Raw genomic sequence first — 14,447 nt, forward strand, 5'->3', positions numbered from 1 at the left:
CAACCGCAGTTGAGGTCAAGGCTGGCTGAACGGAGCCCGGCGTTGGCCGGATTGCCAGCTTCTAATTGGACGAACGTTCGTTCACCATTGGCGCCATGAACCGAGCCGACCGCAACGAGCGACGCATCGCGCAGATCCTGCAGGCCGCCCTGCAGTGCTTCCTCGTGAAGGGATTCCACCAGACCAGCATGCGTGACATCGCGCAGGCGGCCGGCGTCAGCCTGGGCAATCTCTACAACCACTTCCCGGGCAAGGAAGCGATCATCCTTGCGGTGGCGGTGGCCGAGAGCGAAGAGCTGGCACCGTTGCTGCAGCGACTGGCCGCGTCCGATGGCGAACGCACACAGGTGATGGCCTTCCTGCAGGACTTCCATGCGCTGTGCCGGCAGCCGGAGTGGGCAACACTTGCGGTGGAGGTGCTGGCCGAGAGTGCACGCAATCCGGCCGTGGCCGAGGCCTTCGCGGCCAATCGCAGGCAATTGCAGGCGACGCTGGCCGAAGCCCTGCAGCAGATTGCACAGCGCGAACGTCGGCGTCCCGTACTGGCGCCGGCACTGCAGGCGCAGGTGCTGCTGGATGCCATCGAAAGCGATGCGCTGCGTCGGGGGCTGGGCGAAGCCGAGGGCACCGATGAAGCATCGCTGGATCTTGGCCTGCTCGCGCTGCTGCTGGGGGCGCGTGCATGAGCGCCGTGGACCGGCGGTTGCATGGCCTGGATCTGGCCCGCTACCTGGCACTGGCCGGCATGGTGCTGGTCAATTTCCGCCTGGCGATGGCCGTGCCTGCAGAGGGTGAGCGTTGGCTGGCAGGGTTCTTCCATCTGCTGGAAGGCAAGGCTTCGGCGACGTTCGTTACGCTGGCTGGCTTGGGCCTGGTGTTGGCCACGCAGCGGCAAGGGTGGTGGCCGGCCAGCGTGCAGACCTGGAGGCGCGCGCTGTTCCTGATGGTGCTGGGCCTGCTCAACCTGACCCTGTTCCCGGCCGATATCCTGCACTACTACGCGGTGTATTTCGCGCTGGCCGTGGTGTGGCTGCGTGCCTCGCCGCGGGTGTTGCTGGCCAGCATCGTGGGCCTGGCGGCCTGTTCGTTCTGGGCGTTGCTGCATTGGGATTACAGCCAGGGATGGAACTGGCAGACGCTGGAATACGCCGGTCTGTGGCAATGGCCGGGCGCGGCCCGCAACCTGCTGTTCAATGGCTTCCACCCGTTGATGCCGTGGCTGTGCTTCTTCCTGCTGGGCATGCTGCTGGCGCGCCTTCCGTTGTCGCAGCCGCGGGTGCAGCATGCATTGCTGGTGCTGGGGCTGCTGCTGATCGGCGCCGGCCAAGGCGTGCAGCATATTGCGCAGGGAACGCCGTGGCAGGCGTGGCTGGGAACGCAGCCGATGCCGCCAGGACCCGCCTACGTGCTTACCGGTGCGGGCGCGGCCTGCAGTGTCATCGCCGCCTGCCTGTGGCTGACGCGTGTACGCCCGGGCGACTGGCTGGAGCCGTTCACCGCGGCCGGGCGCATGACCCTGACCCTGTACGTCGGCCACATCCTGCTGGGCATGGGCACGCTGGAAAGCCTGGGCCTGCTTGATGGCAGTGCCTCGCTCGCGTCGGTGCTGTTGTGGGCGCTGCTGTTCCTGATGCTGGCGACCGGCGCGGCGTGGCTGTGGTCATGGCAGTTCGCGCGCGGTCCGCTGGAGGCGGTGATGCGGCGCATCGCAGGCTAGTTCCCTGGTCGCGCTGAAGCGATGTTGTGACGGACATGTCTGTGTCGCGGCGAACGCATCTGCGATAGTGGTGGCAGGTAACACTTTCTGCTTGCATCCATGTCATTCGCTTCGGCGCAGCATCTCGGCGAAGTCCTGCAACAATCCTATGGCATCACCCCCACCGCCGTGGTGCCACGCCCGGTGGGCGCCGACGCCAATGCCAGCGTGTATCGCGTCGATGCGCGGCACGGGCAGTGGTGGTTGAAATGCCGCACCTACCAGGTCGACCCATCGGTGTGGGACAGCCTGCACTGGATGCGCGGCACGTTGGGTATCGATGAGATCGTCGCGCCGTGGCCGGCACTGACCGGTGGTGCGTCGGTACAGCGCTGGGGATTGCAGTTCACCCTGTTCCCTTATGTGGAAGGCCAGTCCGGGTTCGAGGCAGCGTTGAGCCGCACCCAGTGGAAACGGCTGGGTGAGGTGCTGCGGCGCCTGCACGGCGCGCAGCTGCCGGCGGAACTGCAGCAGGCGCTGCCGATCGTCCGGCTGGAAACCGCGGCGCTGGAGACCGTCGGGCAGTGGTTGGCCGGCGAGGGCCTGGCGGCCGCGAAGGACGGGCTGGGCCGCGCATTCGTTTCGGTATGGGACCAGCAGCATGCGCGCATCGCGGCGCTGCATGCGCAGGCACGGGAACTGCTTGCGGCCTTGCAGGACGTGCCGGTAGACCTGCACCTGTGCCACACCGATCTGCATGCCGGCAACCTGCTGATGGGCAATGACGGTGGGCTGCACCTGATCGATTGGGATGGCCTGTCGCTGGCACCGCGCGAGCGCGACCTGATGTTCATCGGTGCGGCGGTTGGCGGGCGCTGGGGACGCGAGAATCCGCTGGGTTTCGAGGACGGCTACGGCAGCGACCGCGGCGACCCGCGCTGGATCGCCTGGTACCGGCACTGGCGCATCCTGCAGGACCTGATCGAGTTCCAGCAGGTGCTGCTGGGCAGCGATGGCGAGGAGCGCTCGCCGCAACTGCGCCGGCAGTCACTGCACTACCTGGGCGAGCAGTTCGCACCGGGTAATGTGTTCGATGCGGCGGAGCGGGTGTATCGCGCGTTGTAAATGCACGTCACCTGCCATGGGTGAACCGTCGCGCTTCGCGCGATGAGTCGAGCATGGCTCGACTCTACAGTCACGCTCGGCAGCTCTTTGTGCCGCCATCGTTGATCGGGCGGACAGGAATCATCCGCGCAGGGCGCGGATCTACTCGGCGGGCTTGGCTGCCGCCGAGGCCGCTGCGCTTGCGGCGCGGCGCGACAGCACGGCCTCGCGATGGGCGATGTAGGCGTTGGCGGCAAGGATGATGCCGGCACCGATGATCGTCCAGCGGTCCACCGTTTCGTTGAACAGCAGCCAGCCGAACAGCGTCACCAGTGGCAGTTGCAGGAAGCTGATCGGGGTCAGTGCCGAGACTTCACCCAGGCGCAGCGCACGCGTCCACAGCAGCTGGCCGATGGTGCCGAGCACGCCGGTGGCCAGCAGCCACAGCCACGCCATGCCGGTGGGCCAGACCCATACGAACACTGCCGGCACCAACGACAATGGCACCCAGAACACGTAGGTGTAGAGCACCACGGTGTCGGCGCTGTCGATGCGGGTCAGCTGCTTGATCTGGATCGCCACCAGCGAACTGAGCACGGCCGCACCCACCGCCACCAGGCTGCCCGCAGTGAAGCCCGCGGTACCGGGACGCACGATCACCAGCACACCGATGAAACCGACCACCACCGCGGCCCAGCGGCGCACGCGCACGACCTCGCCCAGCCACAGCACGGCGGCGATGGTGACGAACAGCGGCGTGGAGTAGGAGAGCGAGACCGCCTGCGCCAACGGCAGATGGCCCAATGCCCAGAAGGCGCACAGCATCGAACCCAGGCCGATCGCACTGCGCACGAAGTAGCGCGGCAGCTGTTGGGTCTTCAGCGGCGCGTGGCCTGGCCGCAGCAGCATCGGCAACAGCGCGAGCAGGCCGAAGGCGTTTCGGAAGAACGCCACTTCCTGGGTGGGCACGTAGCGCGTGGCATAGCGGATCGCCACCGCCATCAGGCCGAATGCCATCGTGCTGCCGAGCATCAGCAGCGCCGCCCGCATCGGGGTGGCGCTGGGGGAGAGGGCGGGGGTGTTCACCACTGTGCGCCGAGCAGGCGGGGCTCCGGTTCGATTGGCACGCCGAACTTCTCCAGCACGGAAGCAGAGATGCGTCGCGCCAGCGCCAGCAGTTCAGCGCCGGTGGCGTTGCCGTGGTTGACCAGCACCAGTGCGTGGCTCGGCGCCACGCCAGCATCGCCTTCGCGGAAGCCCTTCCAGCCGCAGGACTCGATCATCCATGCCGCCGAGACCTTGCGCTTGCCGTCCTGGTCGGACGGGAACACCGGCAGCTCGGGGAAGTGCTGCAGCAGTACGTCGACCTGTTCCAGCGGCAGCACCGGGTTCTTGAAGAAGCTGCCGGCGTTGCCCAGTACATCCGGGTCGGGCAGCTTGCGGCGGCGGATCGCGATCACCGCATTGGCCACGTCCACCGCACTGGGCAATTCCACACCCTGCGCCTGCAGTTCCTCGCGGATGCCGGCGTAGTCCATGCGCAGGTCATGCAGCAGTGGCAGCTTCAGTTCGATGGCGGTGATCAGGTAGCGGTCCATCTGCTGCTTGAACACGCTGTCGCGGTAGGCGAAGCCACACTGTTCGTTGTCCAGCCGCACCCAGGCCTGTTCCTGGCAGTCCCAGGCTTCGACGGCCTGGATGAACTCGCCGACCTGCGCGCCATAGGCGCCGATGTTCTGGATCGGCGCGGCACCGGCGGTGCCGGGAATCAGGGCCAGGTTCTCCAGGCCGGACAGGCCTTCCTGCAGCGACCACATCACCAGGCCGTGCCACGGCACACCGGCACCGGCGCGGATCACGGCATGGTCGGCGCGATGCTCGAGGAAGCTGATGTCACGGTTGCCGAACACCAGCACGGTGCCCGGCAGGTCCTCTGCGATCAGCACATTGCTGCCGGCACCCAGCACCAGCAGCGGGCCGCTGGCCACTTCGGGCAATGCCAGCACTTCCGGCAGCAGCGTGGGATCGTGCAGTTCCAGCAGCTGAGCGGCGCTGGCCTGCACATGGAAGGTGTTCAGGGCCTGCAGCGGCGCATTGCGGGTGAGCGTCCAGCGCAGCGGGGCGTTGCCGTCGACGGTATCCATGGGTGTGCTCACAGTGGGGCCACCGCGCCGCGGCTCGGCGCTTCGCGGCGGCGACGGATCGCCTCCACGCATTCGGAGACGAGGGCCGGGCCACGGAAGATCAGGCCGCTGTAGCACTGCACCAGCGCCGCACCAGCAGCCATCTTGGCCACGGCGTCGGCACCGGACAGGATGCCGCCAACACCGATCAGCGGCACCGACTCGGGCAGGCGCGAACGCAGGCGGCGCAGTACCAGGGTGGACTGCTCCAGCACCGGCGCGCCGGACAGGCCGCCGGCCTCGTTGGCCAGCGGGTCGCCGGCCACCTTGCTGTGGTCGATGGTGGTGTTGGTGGCGATCACGCCGTCCACCTGCAGTTCGCCCAGTACGCGGGCAGCGGCATCGATGTCGCGCTCGCTCAGGTCGGGTGCCACCTTGACCAGCATCGGCACGCGGCGGCCGTGGCGGGCCGCGAGATCTTCCTGGCGGTCGCGCAACTGGCTGACCAGCTGGCGCAGCGCGGTTTCTTCCTGCAGTTCACGCAGGCCGGCGGTGTTGGGCGAGGAGATGTTGACGGTGATGTAGTCGGCCAGCGGGTACACCTTGTCCAGGCAGGCGATGTAATCGTCCACGGCCTGTTCGTTGGGGGTGTCCTTGTTCTTGCCGATGTTGATGCCGAGCAGGCCGCGGCGGTTGCGCGCGCGCTCGACGTTGCGCACCAGCGCGTCCACGCCCGCATTGTTGAAGCCCATGCGGTTGATGATCGCGTTGTGTTCCGGCAGGCGGAACAGGCGCGGCTGCGGATTGCCGGCCTGCGGGCGCGGGGTGATGGTGCCGATTTCGACGAAGCCGAAACCCAGCGCGAACAGCGCATCAATGTGCTCGCCATTCTTGTCCAGGCCGGCGGCCAGGCCGACCGGATTGGGGAAGGTCAACCCGAACACCGTGCTGGGCATCGGCGCGATGCGTGCGGCCAGCAGCGGCGTGGTGCCGGTGCGGTAGGCCAGGTCCAGTGCGGACAGGCCAAGGCCGTGGGCGCGCTCGGCGTCGAGCGAGAACAGGAAGGGGCGGGCAAGCGAATACATGCGTCGGTTCAGTCCAGCGTGCCGAGGAAGGCTCGGGTTCGATATTCAAAAGCGACCTGGCCGTCGACCGCGTGGGCGGCGAACAGGTGCTGCAGAGCGTCGATCATCGGCGCGTGACGCGGATGACCGGCTTGCGGGGCATAGGAGGAGGACAGCAGGCGCCCGCGCAGGGCGTCGAAGTCCAGGTGCTGCACGTTCGGCAGCTCGGCCATGCCGCGCAGGCCGGGGCCGAACCAGGCCTGCATGGTGGCATCGTCCTGGTAGCGCTCGGCCACGGCGGAGTAGTCGGTGCCGTAATCCAGCAGCAACTGTTCGTAGCCGACCAGGAACGGACTTGCATCGAGCAGGCGCGAATTCCAGTAGATCAGTGCCAGGCCACCCGGGCGCAGGATGCGCTGCCACTCGGCGCGCACCGCCACGGTGTCGAACCAGTGGAAGGCCTGCGCGACACTGACCAGATCGATGCTGGCGTCGTCCAGTGTGGTGGCCTCGGCGCGGCCGTCGACCGCGCGGAACTGCGGGTACTGCGGTGCCAGCCATTGCTCGGCCGCGCCCCGCATGGCGGCGTTGGGTTCAACCGCCACCAGCGGATGGCCGCTGGCCAGGAACAGGCGACTGGAAATACCGGTACCGGCGCCGATGTCGGCGACCAGCGCCTCGCGGCTGACGCCCATCGGGCCGTGCAGCCATTCCAGCAGCGCGGGTGGGTAATCGGGCCGGTAGCGGACGTAATCGGCGACGCGGCTGCTGAAGCGTTCAGTGCTGTCGGAGGCGGTCATGGCAGTCAGTTCGACATCGCAGCGAGCCAGGCCAGGCCGCCGAAGAACAGGATGAAGACCAGGATGGCGGCGATCACGGCGCCGACCATCACCCAGCCCAGTACCAGACCGGTGACGGCCAGGCCATCGCCTTCCAGTTCATGCGGGCGGCGGCGGATCTCGGCGCGGGCCATGTGGCCGGTGATGATGGCCACGATGCTGGCCACGAAGGGCAGGACGGTCCAGCTGGCGATGCCCATGACCAGGCTGACCACGGCCAGGGCGCTTGTCTGTCGGGGTGCCACGCTCATCGGGGTCCTCCTTGGCAGTGTGCACATGATAGTGCCTCTGCCCGGGCAATCCCATGCCCGGCGGATGCGATGGTAGGCGTCGACCTTGGTCGACGAAAGGCATGCCAACCAAGGTTGGCAACTACCGGAGTGCCGGTGTCAGCCCATCAACACCTGGCCACCATCCACGTTGAGCACATGGCCGGTGATCCAGCGCGCCAGGGGCGAGCACAGGAACAGGGCGGCATCGGCGATCTCACGCGGGTGGCCGAAGCGACCGAACGGAATCTTCGCCAGCGTACCGTGGTACAGGGCGGGATCTTCGGTGCGGCGGCGGTCCCAGAGGCCGTCATCGAACTCGATCGAGCCCGGTGCGATCGCGTTGACCCGAATCCGGTCCTTGGCCAGCGCGAGGGCCTGCGAGGTGGTGTAGTGCGACAGCGCGGCCTTGGCGGCGGCGTAGGGCGCACCACCGGGACGCGGCTGCTGCGCGGCGATCGAAGACAGATTGAGGATGCAGGCGTCGCTGGATTTGCGCAGCCAGGGCAGGGCCAGGCGAGAGGCCCGAACCGCCGCCATCAGGTCGATCTGCAGGCTGGCGGCCCAGCCGTCCTCGTCGTCGGCCATGCCGTAGCCGGTGGCGTTGTTGACCAGCACGTCGATGCCTCCGAGCGCATCGGCGGCGGCCTGCAGCCAGGCCTGGATCTGGCTTGGATCGGCCAGATCGGTGGAAAACGTGTGCAGTTCGAAACCCTGTGCCTGTGCTTCGGCGCGCAGTGCATCCAGACCGGCCTGGCCGCGAGCGCAGACCGAGACCTGCGCACCGGCGCCGGCAAACGCCAGTGCCATTTCACGGCCAATGCCCTTGCTGCCGCCGGCGATGAGTACGCGGCGGCCGGTGAAATCAATCACCGGCTTCCCAGCCTGAAGAGCCGAGCCATGCTCGGCTGCATTACCTGCGGTGTTCATGGCGCATCCTGCCGAGCATGGCCCGGCACTACAGAAAGCGTTACAGGTCGAACTTGATGCCCTGGGCCAGCGGCAGCGAATCCGAGTAGTTGATGGTGTTGGTCTGGCGGCGCATGTAGACCTTCCACGCATCCGAGCCGGACTCGCGGCCACCGCCGGTGTCCTTCTCGCCACCGAATGCGCCGCCGATTTCCGCACCGGACGTGCCGATGTTGATGTTGGCGATGCCGCAGTCGCTGCCGGCCGCCGACAGGAACTTCTCAGCAGTCTTCAGATTCTGGGTGAAGATCGAAGACGACAGGCCCTGCGGCACGCCGTTCTGCATGTCGATGGCTTCGTCGATGCTGTCGTACGGCATCACGTACAGGATCGGCGCGAAGGTCTCGTGCTGGACCACGGCGTCGCTGTTCTTCAGGCCCGAGACGATCGCCGGCAGCACGAAGTTGCCTGCGCGGTCGATGCGGGTGCCGCCGGTTTCGATGGTGCCGCCGGCCGCTTTGGCCTGAGCGATGGCATCGAGGAACTGCTGCACGGCGCCATCGCTGTTCAGCGGGCCCATCAGGTTGGCGGCATCGGTCGGGTCGCCGATCTTGCCTTCGACCTGCTTGTAGGCCTTGACCAGCGTGGCCAGCACGTCGGCGTAGATCGAGCGGTGCACGATCAGGCGGCGGGTGGTGGTGCAGCGCTGGCCGGCGGTACCGACCGCGCCGAACACGATGCCCGGCACGGCCAGCTTCAGGTCGGCGGTTTCGTCCAGGATGATGGCGTTGTTGCCACCCAGCTCCAGCAGGCAGCGGCCGAGGCGGCGCGCAACCTTTTCGTTGACGGTGCGGCCAACCTGGGTCGAGCCGGTGAAGCTGATCAGCGGCACGCGGCGGTCATCGACCATCTTCTCCGACAGCGCGGTGCCGGCATCGTTGATCAGGAAGAAGATGTCCGGGAAGCCGGCTTCACGCAGGGCGTCGTTGCAGATCTTCAGCGAGGCGATGGCGGTCAGCGGCGTCTTGTTGGACGGCTTCCAGATGCACACGTCGCCACAGATGGCGGCCAGGAACGAATTCCAGCTCCACACCGCGACCGGGAAGTTGAAGGCCGAGATGATGCCGACCAGGCCCAGCGGGTGGTACTGCTCGTACATGCGGTGGCCGGGGCGCTCGGAATGCATGGTGTAGCCGTACAGCATGCGGCTCTGACCCACGGCGAAATCGGCGATGTCGATCATCTCCTGCACTTCGCCGTCGCCTTCGGGCTTGCTCTTGCCCATTTCCAGCGCAACCAGCGAGCCCAGGGCGTCCTTGTGCTTGCGCAGTGCTTCGCCGCACAGGCGCACGGCTTCACCGCGGCGCGGAGCCGGCGTGGTGCGCCAGACCTTGAAAGCTTCCTGGGCGCGGGCGACGACGGTCTCGTACTCGGCCTCGGTGGTCGCGCGGACCTGCGCGATCGGCTCGCCGGTGGTCGGGTTGACCGGGGTGATCAGCTCACCGCTGGTCGCGCTCGACCACTCCCCGTTGCCCAGGTACGTGCCAGCGTTGATCGCGTCCAGGCCAAGGGACTTGAGCAGCTCGGAAGACATGCAGACTCCTGTGTTTCGTTACGTTGTTTGGCGCCATCGCGGGCAGGTGGGGGACGCGATGAACAGAACCGCCGATGGTAGCAGAGGGAGGTGGTTGGGCTTTGGTGCGGTGCGGGGTGGGGCGGTGTGCGGGATCGTTAATACGTTGACGTTCCGGGCGTTGGCGCGATCATCGGCCGGTTCAGGCTTGACGCAAATCGACGCATCCTGAAGTATTGCGATACATTAAAAAATACTAATATTTATAATGACTTAGCACTCATTCGAGGTGTACGGTAACGACTTCTGCCTCAGGCTTTTCCTATCTTTTGTGTGTGATTTCATTCACAATGCCTCCACATTTGATTGACGAAATCCCGACGAAGCCGTGCTGGAAGGGGAGTCCATGCACGTGACGACGAATCCTTCGGCGTCGTGTCGGGCCGATAATGGAGAAGTGCTTTGCTACATGGATCAGTAGAAGACCTTCGCGCGGAGCGGGCCGGAACAGGTCGCCGCCGCGTCGAGGCCCGGGCCGCCCTTGAGCTGGGACTGCGCCTGGGCGATCTGCTGCTCTTGCCGGGCATGGCCGTGCTCTCCCACATGCTGCTGAACGGAACGGGCGCGCCGGACTCCTCCCAGCGCATCGTGTTCGGCGCGGTGATTCTCAGCGCCATCGTCTGCTTCTCTGTAGCGCCGGTGTACCGCAACTGGCGGATCCGGGGCCTTCTGGCGGACCTCTGGCTGTTGCTGCTGGCCTGGTCCGGCACCTTCGCGTTGTTTTCCCTCTATGTCGTGCTGGTTGGCCTTGCTGACGCGGTGCCCTCCGCCTGGCTTGTTGGCTGGTATGTCCTCGGATTGGGCGCCATGTCGGCCCTGCGCGTGCTGTTGAGGGTGCAGTTGCATCGCCTGCGCTCGCGGGGCATGGATCATGAGCGCATCCTGCTGGTCGGGCTGCGGGCGCCTGCCCTGAGGCTGCATCGCCTGCTGCGCGGGAAGCCGGAACTGGGCAAGGACGTGGTTGGCTATTTCGCCAGTGCCGGTGATATTGCCACCCGTCGTGGTGGGGACTCCCCGCAGCGGCTGGGTGTCCTGGAGGATGTCCCGAAGTACATGGATCAGCACCGGGGTGAGTTCGACCAGGTCTGGGTGTCCATGCCGATGGGGCATGCGGCTGCAATCAAGGACATGCTCAAGCAGATCGAGCGATTCCCGGTGCCGATACGCCTGATTCCGGACACCACGGGGCTGGGCGCGTTGAATCCCGGCGTGCACCAGGTGGGTGACGTGCCGATGATTGGCGTGCGCCAGGGCTTGGTGGATCATCGCTTCCGTCTGTTCAAGCGGGTTGAGGACATTGTTGTGGCAGGCATTGCGGTGATCCTTCTGGCGCCGCTGTTTGCCCTGCTGGCCATCGGCGTGAAGCTGAGTTCGCCGGGCCCTGTGCTGTTCCGCCAGAAGCGTCATGGGCTGGGCGGCAAGGAATTCTGGATGCTCAAGTTCCGTTCCATGCGCGTACATGCAGAGGGTACCGGGCAGATCACCCAGGCGACGCGCGGTGATCCGCGAGTGACCCGGTTCGGCGCGTTCCTGCGTCGCAGCAGCCTGGATGAGCTGCCGCAGTTCTTCAATGTACTGGGCGGTAACATGTCGGTGGTGGGGCCGCGGCCGCACGCGATCCAGCACAACGATCACTATGAACGGGTGATCGAGCGCTACATGCACCGGCACTACGTCAAGCCTGGCATCACGGGCTGGGCGCAGGTGCATGGGTTGCGTGGCGAGACGCCGGAGCTGCGCTCGATGAAGAAGCGCGTCCAGTACGACATCGACTACATCCGGCGCTGGAGCCCGACGCTGGATGTGCGGATCATCGTGCTGACGGCACTGAAAGTGCTGGGGCAGAAGTCGGCCTATTAAGGCAGCTGTATCCTGGAACTGCGACGTAATTCCATGAATCTGTTGGTGATTTCATCACCTGTAATGCGCGTGTAAGGTATGCTGTGCGGCTGCTGCCGTTCCAGGTTGTTTCTGGTTGCGTGCGTCGCAAGGAATGCCACAGGATCCAGATCAGTGTTCAAGAACGTTCTTTTTGTATGTGTGGGCAATATCTGCCGCAGCCCTTCTGCGGAGGTCATGCTGAGAGAGGCTGTCTCTGGCAAAGGCATCCAGGTGTCTTCGGCTGGCCTTGGTGCGCTGGTTGGGCACGGTATTGATGCCACCGCGCAGGAGCTGCTGGTAGAGCAGGGGCTGGATGGCTTGGCCCATCGTGCCCGCCAGATCGATGACGCCATCCTTGGCGCAGCCGATCTGGTGCTGACCATGGAGCGAAAGCACGTTCGCCGCATTACCGAGATCGCCCCCCAGGCTTCCGGCAAGACCTTCCTGCTGGGCAAGTGGCAGCAGGATCGGGAGATTCCTGATCCTTATCGCCAGCAGCGCCCGGCGTTCGAGCATGTTTACAAGTTGATGGCCGAGGGCGTGGAGAGTTGGGCGCGGCACTTCTAGTGCGAATCGCATCACTCTTTCCCACCGCTCGCAACCTTGATTCGAAGAGTTCTTATAGATGACCACCGACACCCGTAGTCCAGTACAGGACGATAGCGATGAGATCGACCTGCGGCAGCTGCTTGGAACGCTGATTGACCATAAGTGGTGGATCGCGGGGATCACCGGAGCCTTCCTGATTGCCGCGGCAGCATATGCGCTGCTGGCAACGCCGGTCTATCGGGCCGATGCGATCGTACAGGTGGAATCCAAAGTGCCCAGTCTTCCGGGTCTGTCGGATCTCAGCCAATCGCTGGGGATCGGAACCGGGTCGGCCGAGGCGACCACAGAGATCGCGCTGATCACGTCCCGAGCTGTTGTGGGAAGTGCGGTCAACGCGATGAGGCTCGATATCGAGGTTGAGCCGAACCGCTTCCCGGTTCTCGGTGGCTATTTCGCGCGCCAGGCCGAGCGTTCTGCGCCGGATACGCTGGCGGACGTGCGCTTCGGCATGAGCCGGTTTGGTTGGGGTGGCGAGAAGCTGGATGTGTTCCAGCTGGATGTGCCGCGGAGCCTGATTGCGCAGCCGCTGACCCTGATTGTCGGTGACAACAGCAGTTACGAACTGTTTGATGAAGACGAGAACCTGCTGGTGAAGGGGAGTGTGGGCAAGGTTGCCTCCGGAAAGGGGGTCACCATGCAGGTCGCCGAGATTCGCGCCCACCCGGGAATGCGCTTCCAGATCGTGCGTCAGCGCCACCTTTCTGTTGTCAACGAACTGCAGAAGAAGGTCTCGGTCAGCGAGTCCGGCAAGGACTCTGGCATCCTGACGCTGGCTTACGAGAACTCGGATCCGGATGTCGCGCAGAATTTCCTGCAGCAGGTCGCCCAGGCCTACGTCCGGCAGAATGTTGAGCGGAACTCTGCCGAAGCCTCTGCCCAGTTGACCTTCGTCAAAGAGCAGCTCCCGAATGTGCGCAATCAGGTTGACGCTGCGCAGAAGGCGCTGAGCGCCTACCAGACCCGCGCCAACTCGGTGGATCTGACCCTGCAGACCAAGGGGCTGCTGGACCAGGAGGTAGCGGTTGAAACCAGCATCCAGCAGTTGCGGTTGCAGCAGGCCGAGATGGATCGCAAGTTCACTCGCGATCACCCGGCATACCAGGCGCTGATGCGCCAGATCGGGGATCTTGAGGCGCGCAAGAATGGGTTCCAAGGGCAGGTGAAGCAACTGCCGGAAGCTCAACAGGAACTTCTGCGCCTGAGCCGCGACCTGCAGGTCAGCAACGAGATGTACACCGCAATGCTGAATCAGGCGCAGCAGCTGGATGTCGCGCGTGCCGGCACGGTTGGCAATGTGCGGATCGTGGATGCTGCCGAAGTGGATGCAGCCAATCCGGTGAAGCCGCGCAAGGGCTTGATCGTGCTGGTGGGCACATTGCTTGGTGCGTTCCTGTCGATTGGCCTGGTGCTGCTGCGACAGTTGTTGAATCGCGGTGTAGAGGATCCGTCGCAGATCGAAGAAATCGGCCTGCCGGTTTACGCATCGATTCCGATCAGCCCGGGTCAGCAGTCCGATTCGGTGCGCGGCAAGTTCCGCGCCGACGGCAAGCTGCATCTGCTGGCGGTGAAGGATCCGGCGGACCTGGCAGTGGAGGCGGTGCGCAGCCTGCGGACCAGCCTGCACTTTGCGCGTCTGGAGGCGAAGAACAATATCGTTCTGATTTCCGGTTCCAGTCCGAGCGCGGGCAAGACATTCGTCTCGTCCAATCTGGCAGCTGTGATCGCGCAGGCGGGTCAGCGCGTGCTGATCATCGACGCCGACATGCGCAAGGGTACGCTGCACAAGGCGCTGGGCGCGACCCAGACGCCGGGCCTGTCCGACGTGCTGGTCGGCAAAGCGACACTGGAAACCGCCATCCGTACCGTGCCGGGCCTCGACAGCCTCAGCTTCATCTCGCGCGGCGATGTGCCGCCGAATCCTTCGGAGTTGCTGATGCACCGCAACTTTACGGAGCTGCTGGAAGCGGTGGAGAAGCAATTCGATCTCATCATCATCGATACGCCGCCGATCCTCGCGGTCACCGATGCGGCGATCATCGCCCATCACGCAGGCACCTGTCTGCTGGTCGCGCGCTTCGGCCTGAATCAGCCCAAGGAGCTGGCACTTGCACGCAAGCGCTTCGAGCAGAACAACGTGCAGCTGAAGGGGGCGATCTTCAATGCCGTCGAGCGTCGTGCGACCGGCTATTACAGCTATGGCTATTACGAATACAAGTCGACCCGGTAACGGGGAAACGCGGCAGAGCACCACCGGGTGCTCTGCCTGACACGGAAGTCACGGCTGCTGCAGAACGCGGGACCGCGACGCACTTCAAGAAAC

Annotated in this window: 13 protein-coding genes; 6 read left to right on the top strand and 7 right to left on the bottom strand. The window is 65.3% G+C overall.

What is annotated here, in order from left to right:
- Positions 1–95: 95 nt before the first annotated feature.
- The 3 genes from ACZK2R_RS09135 (at position 96) to ACZK2R_RS09145 (ending at position 2,821) form a co-directional block, all read left to right on the top strand.
- A complete protein-coding gene (locus tag ACZK2R_RS09135; RefSeq protein ID WP_180836930.1) occupies positions 96–686 on the top strand; it encodes a TetR/AcrR family transcriptional regulator in 591 nt (196 codons plus the stop codon).
- A complete protein-coding gene (locus ACZK2R_RS09140; RefSeq protein ID WP_180836932.1) occupies positions 683–1,717 on the top strand; it encodes a DUF418 domain-containing protein in 1,035 nt (344 codons plus the stop codon). Before ACZK2R_RS09135 ends, ACZK2R_RS09140 begins: the two co-directional genes overlap by 4 nt.
- 99 nt (positions 1,718–1,816) lie before the next feature.
- Positions 1,817–2,821, top strand: coding sequence for an aminoglycoside phosphotransferase family protein (locus ACZK2R_RS09145; protein WP_180836934.1), 1,005 nt, complete (start codon positions 1,817–1,819; stop codon positions 2,819–2,821).
- A gap of 141 nt (positions 2,822–2,962) precedes the next feature.
- On the opposite strand, the gene ACZK2R_RS09150 is transcribed toward ACZK2R_RS09145, so the two are convergent.
- The 7 genes from ACZK2R_RS09150 to amaB form a co-directional block, all read right to left on the bottom strand.
- Positions 2,963–3,850 carry a DMT family transporter gene (locus ACZK2R_RS09150; protein ID WP_180837009.1) on the bottom strand — a complete coding sequence of 296 codons (888 nt, stop codon included), beginning with the start codon at positions 3,848–3,850 and terminating at the stop codon, positions 2,963–2,965.
- A gap of 32 nt (positions 3,851–3,882) precedes the next feature.
- Positions 3,883–4,944 carry a UDP-N-acetylmuramate dehydrogenase gene (gene murB / locus ACZK2R_RS09155; RefSeq protein ID WP_107431775.1) on the bottom strand — a complete coding sequence of 354 codons (1,062 nt, stop codon included), beginning with the start codon at positions 4,942–4,944 and terminating at the stop codon, positions 3,883–3,885.
- Between the two features lie 8 nt (positions 4,945–4,952).
- Positions 4,953–6,008, bottom strand: coding sequence for a quinone-dependent dihydroorotate dehydrogenase (locus tag ACZK2R_RS09160; protein ID WP_032127499.1), 1,056 nt, complete (start codon positions 6,006–6,008; stop codon positions 4,953–4,955).
- 8 nt (positions 6,009–6,016) lie between these two features.
- On the bottom strand, positions 6,017–6,787 hold the full coding sequence (locus ACZK2R_RS09165; RefSeq protein WP_180836936.1) for a class I SAM-dependent methyltransferase: 771 nt from the start codon (positions 6,785–6,787) through the stop codon (positions 6,017–6,019).
- A 5-nt stretch (positions 6,788–6,792) separates the two neighbouring features.
- Complete coding sequence (locus ACZK2R_RS09170; RefSeq protein ID WP_010484694.1) at positions 6,793–7,077, bottom strand: DUF4190 domain-containing protein; 285 nt, start codon at positions 7,075–7,077, stop codon at positions 6,793–6,795.
- A 138-nt stretch (positions 7,078–7,215) separates the two neighbouring features.
- The gene (locus tag ACZK2R_RS09175) at positions 7,216–8,025 is read right to left on the bottom strand and encodes an SDR family NAD(P)-dependent oxidoreductase (protein ID WP_180836938.1); all 810 of its coding nucleotides are present in this window, start codon (positions 8,023–8,025) and stop codon (positions 7,216–7,218) included.
- Between the two features lie 40 nt (positions 8,026–8,065).
- Positions 8,066–9,598: an L-piperidine-6-carboxylate dehydrogenase gene (amaB, locus tag ACZK2R_RS09180; protein ID WP_049398541.1), complete on the bottom strand. Its 1,533-nt coding sequence runs from the start codon at positions 9,596–9,598 to the stop codon at positions 8,066–8,068.
- A gap of 564 nt (positions 9,599–10,162) precedes the next feature.
- On the opposite strand from amaB, the gene ACZK2R_RS09185 reads away from it, so the two are divergent.
- The 3 genes from ACZK2R_RS09185 (at position 10,163) to ACZK2R_RS09195 (ending at position 14,354) form a co-directional block, all read left to right on the top strand.
- Entirely contained in the window at positions 10,163–11,497 is a 1,335-nt protein-coding gene (locus ACZK2R_RS09185; RefSeq protein WP_478487963.1) for an undecaprenyl-phosphate glucose phosphotransferase, read from the top strand.
- Positions 11,498–11,650: 153 nt separating this feature from the next.
- Positions 11,651–12,085, top strand: a complete 435-nt coding sequence (locus ACZK2R_RS09190; protein ID WP_180836942.1) for a low molecular weight protein-tyrosine-phosphatase — start codon at positions 11,651–11,653, stop codon at positions 12,083–12,085.
- Between the two features lie 58 nt (positions 12,086–12,143).
- The gene (locus ACZK2R_RS09195; protein WP_180836944.1) at positions 12,144–14,354 is read left to right on the top strand and encodes a polysaccharide biosynthesis tyrosine autokinase; all 2,211 of its coding nucleotides are present in this window, start codon (positions 12,144–12,146) and stop codon (positions 14,352–14,354) included.
- Positions 14,355–14,447: the final 93 nt, after the last annotated feature.

This window comes from Stenotrophomonas sp. 96582_Sma, from assembly GCF_056480905.1.